Annotated in this window: 14 protein-coding genes and 1 pseudogene; 10 read left to right on the top strand and 5 right to left on the bottom strand. The window is 69.6% G+C overall.

What is annotated here, in order from left to right; genetic code table 11:
- Nucleotides 1-194, top strand: a pseudogene (locus MOTC310_RS10235) (bifunctional aminoglycoside phosphotransferase/ATP-binding protein); the annotation flags it as partial.
- Here MOTC310_RS10235 and MOTC310_RS10230 read toward each other — a convergent pair.
- A complete protein-coding gene (locus MOTC310_RS10230) occupies nt 157-1,338 on the bottom strand; it encodes an acetate/propionate family kinase (RefSeq protein WP_331301686.1) in 1,182 nt (393 codons plus the stop codon). The pseudogene MOTC310_RS10235 and the gene MOTC310_RS10230 overlap by 38 nt on opposite strands.
- 448 nt (nt 1,339-1,786) lie before the next feature.
- Here MOTC310_RS10230 and MOTC310_RS10225 point away from each other — a divergent pair, with 448 nt between their 5' ends.
- The 3 genes from MOTC310_RS10225 to MOTC310_RS10215 all read left to right on the top strand — a co-directional run bounded on the left by MOTC310_RS10225 (nt 1,787) and on the right by MOTC310_RS10215 (nt 3,283).
- Complete coding sequence (locus tag MOTC310_RS10225; RefSeq protein ID WP_331301685.1) at nt 1,787-2,155, top strand: SPW repeat protein; 369 nt, start codon at nt 1,787-1,789, stop codon at nt 2,153-2,155.
- A 90-nt stretch (nt 2,156-2,245) separates the two neighbouring features.
- Nucleotides 2,246-2,470 carry a hypothetical protein gene (locus MOTC310_RS10220; RefSeq protein WP_331301684.1) on the top strand — a complete coding sequence of 75 codons (225 nt, stop codon included), beginning with the start codon at nt 2,246-2,248 and terminating at the stop codon, nt 2,468-2,470.
- A gap of 120 nt (nt 2,471-2,590) precedes the next feature.
- Nucleotides 2,591-3,283: a helix-turn-helix domain-containing protein gene (locus MOTC310_RS10215; RefSeq protein ID WP_331291921.1), complete on the top strand. Its 693-nt coding sequence runs from the start codon at nt 2,591-2,593 to the stop codon at nt 3,281-3,283.
- A 341-nt stretch (nt 3,284-3,624) separates the two neighbouring features.
- On the opposite strand, the gene MOTC310_RS10210 is transcribed toward MOTC310_RS10215, so the two are convergent.
- A complete protein-coding gene (locus tag MOTC310_RS10210; protein WP_331291920.1) occupies nt 3,625-4,038 on the bottom strand; it encodes a DUF6455 family protein in 414 nt (137 codons plus the stop codon).
- Nucleotides 4,039-4,239: 201 nt separating this feature from the next.
- On the opposite strand from MOTC310_RS10210, the gene MOTC310_RS10205 reads away from it, so the two are divergent.
- From MOTC310_RS10205 to MOTC310_RS10185, 5 genes are all read left to right on the top strand, one after another.
- On the top strand, nt 4,240-5,052 hold the full coding sequence (locus MOTC310_RS10205; RefSeq protein ID WP_331301683.1) for a universal stress protein: 813 nt from the start codon (nt 4,240-4,242) through the stop codon (nt 5,050-5,052).
- 170 nt (nt 5,053-5,222) lie between these two features.
- A complete protein-coding gene (locus tag MOTC310_RS10200; protein WP_331291918.1) occupies nt 5,223-5,570 on the top strand; it encodes a DUF1476 domain-containing protein in 348 nt (115 codons plus the stop codon).
- Between the two features lie 69 nt (nt 5,571-5,639).
- On the top strand, nt 5,640-6,290 hold the full coding sequence (locus MOTC310_RS10195; RefSeq protein WP_331301682.1) for a BON domain-containing protein: 651 nt from the start codon (nt 5,640-5,642) through the stop codon (nt 6,288-6,290).
- Between the two features lie 11 nt (nt 6,291-6,301).
- Nucleotides 6,302-6,784 (top strand): hypothetical protein, encoded by a 483-nt coding sequence (locus MOTC310_RS10190; protein WP_331301681.1) that lies wholly within the window; start codon nt 6,302-6,304, stop codon nt 6,782-6,784.
- A 600-nt stretch (nt 6,785-7,384) separates the two neighbouring features.
- Nucleotides 7,385-7,843, top strand: a complete 459-nt coding sequence (locus MOTC310_RS10185) for a helix-turn-helix domain-containing protein (protein WP_331301680.1) — start codon at nt 7,385-7,387, stop codon at nt 7,841-7,843.
- 70 nt (nt 7,844-7,913) lie between these two features.
- Here MOTC310_RS10185 and MOTC310_RS10180 read toward each other — a convergent pair whose 3' ends face one another.
- The 3 genes from MOTC310_RS10180 to MOTC310_RS10170 are packed head-to-tail and all read right to left on the bottom strand — an operon-like array spanning nt 7,914 to nt 8,729.
- Complete coding sequence (locus MOTC310_RS10180) at nt 7,914-8,219, bottom strand: hypothetical protein (RefSeq protein ID WP_331301679.1); 306 nt, start codon at nt 8,217-8,219, stop codon at nt 7,914-7,916.
- 40 nt (nt 8,220-8,259) lie between these two features.
- The gene (locus MOTC310_RS10175; RefSeq protein ID WP_419539883.1) at nt 8,260-8,472 is read right to left on the bottom strand and encodes a carboxyl transferase domain-containing protein; all 213 of its coding nucleotides are present in this window, start codon (nt 8,470-8,472) and stop codon (nt 8,260-8,262) included.
- On the bottom strand, nt 8,472-8,729 hold the full coding sequence (locus MOTC310_RS10170) for a hypothetical protein (RefSeq protein ID WP_331301678.1): 258 nt from the start codon (nt 8,727-8,729) through the stop codon (nt 8,472-8,474). Before MOTC310_RS10170 ends, MOTC310_RS10175 begins: the two co-directional genes overlap by 1 nt.
- A 148-nt stretch (nt 8,730-8,877) precedes the next feature.
- Between MOTC310_RS10170 and MOTC310_RS10165 the strand changes: the two genes are divergently transcribed.
- Entirely contained in the window at nt 8,878-9,783 is a 906-nt protein-coding gene (locus MOTC310_RS10165; protein WP_331301677.1) for a LysR family transcriptional regulator, read from the top strand.
- Nucleotides 9,784-9,791: the final 8 nt, after the last annotated feature.

Here is a 9,791-nt window from a genome sequence, read left to right as displayed (position 1 = left end):
ACGCCACCGCCGCCGTCCTGGCCGGTCAGGTCGCGCGGGGCTGCGGTCCGCTCGCGTGGCACCGCCTCGCGGCCGACCGGCCGCTGCCGACCCTGCGCGCGGATATCCTGTCCCTCTGCGACCGCCTCGGAGCGACCGGGATGACGGCCCCCGCGGTCAGGCCCGCCCCGATCCGCCGGGCACCAGCCGATTGACCGCCCGGGCGATGGGCGCCTCCTCGTCGGCGGGAACGACGTAGACGGCGACCGGCGCCTCCGCCCGGCTGATCCGCCCCCGCCCGGCGGCATTGCGGCTCTCGTCGAGGGCGACGCCCGCCCAGGCGAGCCCGGCGCAGATCGCCGCCCGGACCGCGGGCGCGTTCTCGCCGATCCCGGCGGTGAACACGAGCGCGTCGAGCCCGCCGAGCGCGGCCATGAGCGATCCGACCTCGCGCACCGCCCGGTAGGCGAACAGGGCGAGCGCCTCCGCGGCGCGGGGATCGGCGCTCTCTTGGAGCACCCGCACGTCGTCGCTGAGGTCCGAGACGCCCAGCAGGCCGGATCTGTCGTTCAGGAGCTGCGCCACGGCGTCCGGATCCAGGCCGCGCTCGCGGATGAGATGGAGCACCAGTCCGGGATCGACTGCGCCGGATCGGGTGCCCATCATCAGCCCGTCGAGCGCCGTGAAGCCCATCGTGGTCGCGACGCTGCGGCGCTCCTTCAGGGCGCAGAGGCTGGCGCCGTGCCCGAGATGGGCGACGATCACCCGCCCCTCGGCCCGCTCGCCCGCGATCCGCGGCAGCGTCTCGGCGATGTGCTGATAGGACAGGCCGTGGAAGCCGTAGCGGACGATCCCCGCATCGGTGAGCGCGCGCGGGATCGGGAAGAGCTGCGCGAGCCGGTCTAGCGTGCGGTGGAACGCGGTGTCGAAGCAGGCGACCTGGGGCAGGTCCGGCCAGGCCCGGGTCACCGCCCGGATCGCCGCGAGGTTGTGCGGCTGGTGGGCCGGCGCCAGGGGCACGAGGCGTTCGAGGGCGGCCAGCACCGCCCCGTCCACGCGGACCGGCTCCGCGAAATCCGGCCCGCCATGCACCACCCGGTGCCCGGCGGCCATCAGTGTCAGGTGCGGCGCGCGGGCCAGCGCGTCGAGAAGCCACGCCACGCTCGTCGCGTGGTCGGCATGCGCGATAACGGGAGACGCGCCGAGGAAGGATGTCTCGGCCCCAGACACCTCGATCCGCGTCTCGCCGCCGATGCCCGAGACGCCGCCTCGGCATAGGGCCGTGTCGGCGCCGACCGCGTACAGGGCGAATTTGAGGCTCGACGAGCCGGCGTTCAGCACGAGGATCGCGGGCGTCATCGGGATGTCCGGGCGCGATGGGCGAAGCGCGGCGCGCGGGCGCCGGAACCCGAGCGCGCCCGCGCGCGGCCGGCACGGTGCGCCAGGATGGCTTCGCTCGAACGTGCGGGGAGATCGCGGTCCACGGCTCCGCCTCCTGCTGTCTCGCCAATCATCCCGTTCGGCGCGGCCTCTGCCTTGATCCAGCGCAAGCCGCTGAGGCGTCGGTGAGGTGAATCCAGCAAGACCATGCACCGGCACAGCGGTCATGCGCGGCCAAACCGACGCTGTGCCGAGCTTCGCCGGGCATGACACCCGGACGATCTCAGGAAGACTTGAGCCACATCAATGTCCGGCCGCTCCACGGCCGGAAGCTGGACGCGTGAAAGGTGGCAGATCGTCTGCCGCTCGGGGCTCAGGCGCCCGGTTCATCGGGCGGCCGAGGCCCTCAGCCAGTGAGGGGAAGCCGATGAGAACGATCGAGAACCGGACGGAGGACATGATCCCGAACGCGCTCAACATCCTCCTGGGCGTCGTGCTCGCCCTCGCACCTTGGTACTTGGATCTGGGCTACGAGACCGCCGCGGCACGCAACGCCTTCCTGAGCGGAGGCGCCATCACTTTCGTCGCGGTCCTGGCCCTCGGCAAGACCTACGAGTGGGAGGAATACCTCAACCTCGCCCTCGGACTGTGGGCGGCCATGGCGCCCTGGATCCTCGGCTTCGCCGACGCGAAGGCGCCCATGTGGGTGCACAGCGCAATCGGGCTCGCCGTAGCCGTCTTGGCCGCGTACGAGCTCTGGCGGCTCTTCGTCTCGCCTCAGGCCCGCTCCGTCTGAGGCGCCCCCGTCTCCGACGCGGTCGCGCCGGCCCGTCGCCCGGCGCGACCGAAGTCCAGCCTTTCACGGCATCGCTTCCACGAGGCCGCCATGCCACTCGACTCCATCGCCCTGATCGCCGCCGCGACCTTCACTCTCGGCTGCGCGGGCATCCACGCCCTGCGCCGCCACGCCGACGCCGTCACGCGCGTTCTCACCGTTCTGGCGTACGGTCTCGCCGCCGCCTTCGGATGGCTGCTCGCGGGGCGCGGCGACCTGCTCGGCTTGTCCGATCCGATCCCGGCTTGGGCGCTCGTCGCGACCGCGGGCATCTGACCGGGGCCCGCGCCTACGTAGTTGCCCTTAAGGACGGCCCCTTAAGACTCCGACCGGAATTTCTTCGCCCCCCGCCCGCTGCCAATGTCGTCGCTACCGACGCAGGTGAGGAGCGCAGCGATGAGCACCGAGTTCACGGCACGGACAGCCACGCAGGTGCCTTCGGCCCATTCGGCTCAAGTCCCGGATATCGAGGGGAGCGCCCTCTTCGCGGGCTGCCCCGACGTCATCGGGACTCCGTTCTCCTACGATCGCGAGGAGGAGATCTACGGAGAGGGCGAGGAGGCCGAGTTCGTCTACAAGGTCCTCGACGGCGCGGTGCGCACCCACAAGGTCCTGAGCGACGGGCGTCGCCAGATCACGGGCTTCCATCTGCCCGGCGACCTGTTCGGGCTCGGGCAGGGCGAAATCAATCGCCACACCGCCGAGGCCCTCACCAAGACCAAGGTGCTGATCTTCAAACGGCGGCAGGTCGAGCGTGCCGCGACCAGCCGAGTCGAGGTCGCCTGCCAGCTCTGGAGCATGGCCACGAGCGACCTGCGCCACGCCCAGGACCTGACACTCTCGCTCGGACGGCGCTCGGCCCAGGAGCGGGTCGCCGCCTTCCTGTTGGAGGTCGATGACCGCCTCGGCTCCGCCGGGACCTTCGCGCTGCCGATGACCCGCCGCGACATCGCAGACTACCTCGGGCTGACCATCGAGACCATATCGCGCACGCTCTCGCAATTGGAGGAGGACGGCGCCTTGCGGCGCGATGGCGGCCGCCAAGTCAGCCTGCATCGGACCCGGCTGCGCCGTCTGGTCGAGGATTGAGGGTCGAGCCGCCGCGAGGGCAGGTGCCGATGCGCGGCCGCGTGGCACCTGCTCCGCGCCCTGTCCGCCGACCGGACCGAGCGGCGCGTCGCGAGCCTGCGCCACGTCCGCCCGGCGGATATCGTCGACGATGACCCGCCTCTCGCGGATCGCGCCGCCGGTGGTCGGTGAGGCGTCAGCGAGGAGGACCAGCGCCGCGGCCCTGCGTGCCACATCCGCTCGAGCCCCGGCCCATCGCGATGTCGATGTCGGCCTGCCCGACGGCTGGGGCGTCGTCGAAGCCGTCGCCCGTCCTGACGACCTGCCGTCCGGGCTGTGCAGCAGCCGGCGCGGTATCCGCCTCAAGCATTTCGGAGCTGGTCGAGCCGCACGGCGTTCGGGCAGAAGTCCCGATAGGTGTCGGCAGCAGTCCCGGCCCATAGAGCGCGCGCGCAGCGGCTGCGGTTCTGGCAACCCAGGCAAGCCGCTTCGAGCTGCCGCATGGCCTCGGGGTGGCGCGTCCGGACGGCCACGGGGTCGAGGTCGAGGCTTCGCATCAGCTTTGCGATGCTGCGGAGCTTCGCGGCGGATTCAGGGGACAGCGTGACGGGGTCCGGGCCATCGGGCTCCATCAGCGTCTCCATCATCTCCTGGTCGCTGTCCCGCATCTCCTGAGCCGCCTTCAGCAGGCAGCACCATTCGTTCGTCGCGTTCCCGATACCGAACGGGTCGAACAGGTTGGGATCTTCGGCAGATACTGCCATCGTTGCCTCCATAAAGTTCCTGGATGCTCCATTTTGGCAGCGAATACATTGATCCAGCGCAAATCTGTGGGGCTTCCCAGGCATCGATCAGGGTTCGAGGGGTTGGCGCTTCGACTTTGCCTTGGATCAAAGCGCGCATGGCCGGGCGATACACGATGCGGGCGACTGTCCGGCGTGACAGCTCCTTCAATCCGCCAACATGGGATGCTCGCCATGATCCGGGATCTGCTCATCGTCGCCGACGCAGTCGGCGAGGCAGCCGGCCCGTACGGTGTAGCCCTGGCCAAGCACCTCGGTGCGGCGACCAGCTGCCTGTGCCTGCAGCCGGAAGACGACCGCGGCCTCGCGGAAGTGCGCTTCGACCTCGTCGTCTCGGCGCGCGACGAGGCACTCCGGACCGTCCGGGAGGCCGCCGAGAACCTGGCCTATGCCGCCCGTGCGGCCGAGGTTCCGGCCGAGACGGAGACGATCCACGGCGGGCCGGATGTCCTGCGCGCCCAGCTGCTCGCGCGGGCGCGGATGCACGACCTCGTGGTCGTCGAGCAGCCCAGTCGCCGTCGCGACCGGCCGGCCGACGCCTATGTCGAAGACATCCTGCTCGGGGCCGGACGACCGACCCTCGTGGTGCCGACCGGCTGGATCGAGCCGGCCCGGCTCGACGCGGTGACGGTGGCCTGGGACGGCAGCGCCGCGGCCGCGCGGGCCCTGGGCGATGCCCTGCCGCTCCTCAAGCGCGCCCGCCGCGTCGGCATCGTGACGGTCCAGACCGAGGCCGTCGCCGGGGTCGGCGAGGGCGGAGACCGCCTGGTCAGGCATCTGGCCCGCCACGGGGTCGAAGCCGACTATCGCACGACCTTCAGCAGCGTCACCGTCGTCGGCCATCTGATCGCCGAGGTCGCACAGGCTGGCTCCGATCTCCTGGTGATGGGCGCATACGGCCACTCCCGTCTGCGTGAGGCGTTTCTGGGCGGCGCGAGCCGGGACGCTCTCCGCCAGTCCGGCGTGCCGGTGCTGATGTCGCACTGAGCGGCATGTGGTCGTGCGCACGACAGCCCCCCTCTCGACCAGTCCGGTGAGGGCGCGCCGAGTGCCCCGCGCGGGCTTGATCTGCCTCAAGGCTCCCCGCCACGACCTGCCGAATGGTGTCCGATCCGCAGCCGGCACGGGCCGGCGCAGCGATCAGGAGGGAGACTTCCATGACCACGACGTTCGACGAGCGCGAGCGGGCTGCCGAACTCCGCTTCGTCCGAGAGGAGGAGGCACGTTTCCACGCCCGCAATCGCCGCAATCGCCTCCTGGCCACCTGGGCCTGCGAGCAGATGCACCTGAGCGGCCAAGCGGCGGAGACGTACGTGAGCGCATTCACCGAATCCGCCGTCGTGACCGACGACGACGCCCTGATCGAACGCCTCCTGGCCGATCTGAAGTCGGCGGGCGTCGAGACGGTGAGCCCCCGCCTGCGCACGGAGATGGAGCGGTGCGCGGCCCTCGCCCGGGCCGAGCACCGCGCGGGCGTTGCGCTGGATCAAGGCTCCTCCGTCTAGACCGCGCAGGATCACGCGGCAGCCCCAAGCCCCGGCACGAACGGGAGAGCCGCGATGAGGAAAGACGCCATGACCGACAAGGACCTGCGCCGCGCCGTACTCGACGAACTCGATTTCGACCCCAGCCTCGACGCCGGCGAGATCGGCGTTGCCGTCTCGGACGGCGTCGTCACTCTGACCGGCCACGTCGGCAGCTACGCCGAGAAGGTCGAGGCCGAGCGCGCGGTGCGCCGCGTCAGAGGCGTGCGCGCGATCGCCCAGGAGATCGAGGTTCGCTACGCCGACGAGAAGAAGGTCGCCGACGATCAGATCGCCGCTCGGGCTTTGGCCATCATCGATTGGTCCGTGCACCTCCCGAAGCAGGCGATCCAGGTGAAGGTCGCCAGCGGCTGGGTCACGCTGACCGGCACGGTCGAGTGGCAGTACCAGATGGCCGGTGCCGAAGCGGCCGTCCGGAAGCTGACCGGCGTGCACGGTGTGACCAACCTCGTCGAGGTCAGGCCGCAGGTCTCACCGACGGCGATCAAGGACAAGATCCTGGAAGCCTTCAGGCGGGGCGCCCTGTTCGAGGCGGATGGGATCAAGGTCACCGTCTCGGGTGACAAGGTCATTCTGGAAGGCGCCGTGACGGCTTGGGCCGAGCGGGACGCGGCCGAGCGCGCGGCGTGGTCGGTGGCGGGCGTGCGCACCGTCGAGGACCGCATCGTCGCCTTGAGTTGAGGAGAGACACCATGTCCGGAGAGACGCACGGGGCCGGTGCAACCGCCCCGGGGCTCAAGCGGCCCATCGACGTGCCCGACGGCCCGGCTGGAATCTACCGCGTGACCCTGACCTTGGCGCGGTGTCCGGAACATCCGGACGGCAGTACGGGACGAGGCTACCAGATCTTGGCACCGTTGGGGCGGGACGGCCGCCTCGACGCGGAACTCTGGCGCCACGTCCGCGACCGCTGCCGTGTGCGCCGGTTCTGGACCGACGAGCGCGACCGGCACGGCCGGCTCGTTCACCGGGCCGGAGGCGAAGGCGGCGCGACTTGGTTGATCGACTACGACGACCGGACCGACGCGGACGACGAGGCCGGCTACCGCCTCGGGACCCATGCCTTCGTGGAAGGGGAATACGTCTCGATCCGGGATGCCGGTGACGAGACCTATCACACGTTCCGGGTCGCTCACGTCAGCCGCGAGGCGGCGGGGAGCAGATCACAGGCATAGGGTTCGGAGCGCCGGCCCTGGCGGCGCGTCGCGCCGTTCGGATGTCGATGAGCCGATCGTCTGTGCGAGCGAGGCCGACCGGCTCGGTCTTGAGGGGCTGAGCCGGCCGATAACCGCGGCCGGTACGCCCGGCTCCATGCCGGGCGTTGCCCATGACGGCGAGGCCGAGGACCGCCAGCGTGACACGGCGCGGTCTCGCCGTCGCCATGGCACGCGCGATCTGCCCGGCGCGGTCCATCCTGCTGCTTCACGAGTCACGGGCAAACGTCTGGAAACGCGAGGCGATTTGGCCCGCAGCACCCGTCGGGCCGGGAGCGGCACGTTCGACGCTGCGAACGGGACGTCTGGATCCATCGCAGAGCGCGGTCGCATCAGGCCGCCAACCCGTCAGCGATCCTGTGGAGCTGGGAGGCGCATCATGTCGATGGCCGAAGGGGAGACACGTTCGAGGCCGAGCCGAGCCGTATCCGCCGCCGACGGGTCCGACGACGCGCAAGCGCCCGCAGAGTCGGCGTCCCCGTCCGCCCTCACGGGGGCTCGCGCTCGAGCGGAGGGAAGCCCGCGCGCGCAGCGACTCGTGGATCGGGTGTCGATCGGACCTTGCCCATCAGGCGCAGGCTGGATCGGTCCGGCGCCTGGATCTCGGAAACGGAAGCGCTCGTCGCCGCCGTCTCCCGGGTCGTGGATGTCGAGGCGGACGCCGAGATCGTGCGCGTGGACGACACGCTGTCCGAATGCAGGCTCCTCTCGGATGGCTGGACATGCCGGCACACTCCGTTGAAGGCCGCCAGGCCGCAGATCCTGGCCCTGCAACTCCCCGGCGAATTCCTTGACCTGCACGGCTTGCTCGAACGGCGGGTGGATCATGTGAACGTGACGCTGACCCCCTGCCTGATCGGCCTGACCTCGGTTCATGCGAGCCGGACAGTGCGAAGACTTCGACAGGCCGGACTCGTGTCCTGGCGGGGTCGATGGATAACCATCGAGGATTGGGCCGGCCTCGGGAGGATCGCCGAGTTCGATCCCGCCTACCTGAGCCTGGAACACGCGTCGCCCTGATCGAGACGGGCGGAGACCCGCCGGATTTAGGCGGCGGCGACGGCGGGTGGACCTTGCCGCGCGCAGCTCTTCAAACACCGTCCAATGGGGTGATCTCACAACGACGAAGTTCCATCGGAACAGATTCGTCAACGCTGCTGAGATCGATTGGGCCGAACTCGGGAAAGGCCGATGCGAACAGATACCAGATCGGTGCCGGCATCCCGGCATGCGAGCGCTCGACCGCGTCGACGCCGGCCCGTAGATGGCGGAGGCTGCTCGCGGTGAGTATGCAGGCCGGATAGCGGCAAGCGGGTTCGCGCGCATAGAACACCGATCGATCCTGCCAGATGCGCCAATTCCGGTATTCCTGCTGCCACCGGCTCACGATTTCCAAACTCCGCTTCCCGATCCGGCCCTTCTGCGCGGATGCTGCGTCAGAGCGGGATGTTGTCGTGCGTCTTCCGTGACTGGTCCATCGTCTTGGTGCGGAGCATGCCGCGGGCCTCGGCGATCCGGCGGCGGGTCGCGTGCGGCGTGATCACCGCGTCGACAGAGTCGCGCTCGACCGCCGCGAGCGGCGAGGGGAGCCGATCCTCGTGCTCGCCCGTACGCGCCGCGATCCTCTCGGGATCGCCATGACAGCGCATCAGAGGATCATATCGAGCTCGCGCGAGATCTCCTGCAGGTAGCGCTCAATCTTCAGGCGACTGAGACTGTCCCCGCATTCGACGATGATCCCCGGCCTGAAACCTCGCGCATGCATGTGCCGGAGAAATCGCTCGGCAAGGATGCAAATCTGCCGAACGTTGCCAGCACAGCTGTGAATCTCGACGTCGCCGACAAGGAAGCGCACGGCCGATTCGAGGCGCTTCGCTCCACCACGGTCGTCGTAGGGCAAGGCCATGTCGGCCTCCTGCGCGCTCCAGCGAGCAGGGCTCTTACGCGTTCTGCACATTTGCTGATCCGTGCTCAGGAGGATTTTCTACGCGAACCCGTACCGAGCAACAAATTCAAATATTGCCGCAAATCGTTCGCTTCTGTTAATGTGAAGCATGACGGCCCTGAACTACCACCACCTGCGCCTGTTTCACCGCATCGGCCACGAGGGCAGTCTCACCCGGGCCGCGGAAACCCTGAATCTGTCCCAGTCCGCCCTGTCCGTTCAGTTGCAGAGGCTCGAGCAGCAGCTCGGACACGTCCTGTTCGAGCGTCGCGGCAAGAAGCTGATCCTGACCGAGGCGGGCCGCATCGCCCTCGACTACGCCGATACGGTCTTCGAGACGGGCGACGAGCTGATCAAGGTTCTGCAGGGTCGGCCCCGCACGGCCCAGCACGTGCTGCGTGTCGGCGCGCTGACGACGCTGTCGCGCAACTTCCAGCTCGCGTTCCTGCGCCCCCTGATCGGACGGCCCGATGTCGAGCTCGTGCTCCGCTCGGGCACGATGCACGACCTTCTGACCCAGCTCGAGATGCACAGCCTCGATGTCGTCCTGGCGACCATTGCGGTCCGGCGGGACACGGCCACCGACCTGCACAGCCATCTCATCGCCGAGCAGCCGGTCAGCCTGGTCGGGCGGCCCAGACCGGATGGGGAGTCGCTCCGCTTCCCCGACGCTCTCCGCACCGTCCCCGTGATGCTGCCCAGCCTCGACAGCGAGATCCGGGTGGCCCTCGACCGCGTGCTGTCCCTGGCCGGCATCCATCCCATCGTCCAGGCCGAAGTCGACGACATGGCCATGCTCCGGCTGCTGGCGCGCGAGGGGGAGGGGGTCGCGGTCGTTCCCCCCATCGTCGTGCAGGACGAGCTCAACGCGGGCCTGTTGATCGAGCACTGCCGCATTCCGGACGTCACGGAACGCTTCTACGCGATCATCCAGACCAGACGCTTCCCCAACCCGCTGCTGCGCGAGCTGGTCGCCGTGAACGGATCGCGGCCGGCGGCGTCCGAGGCTGGGTGAGCTGGCAG

It is taken from the genome of Methylobacterium oryzae, assembly GCF_036441375.1.
Taxonomy (GTDB): domain Bacteria; phylum Pseudomonadota; class Alphaproteobacteria; order Rhizobiales; family Beijerinckiaceae; genus Methylobacterium; species Methylobacterium oryzae_A.
This window is presented reverse-complemented; position numbering and strand designations above follow the sequence as displayed.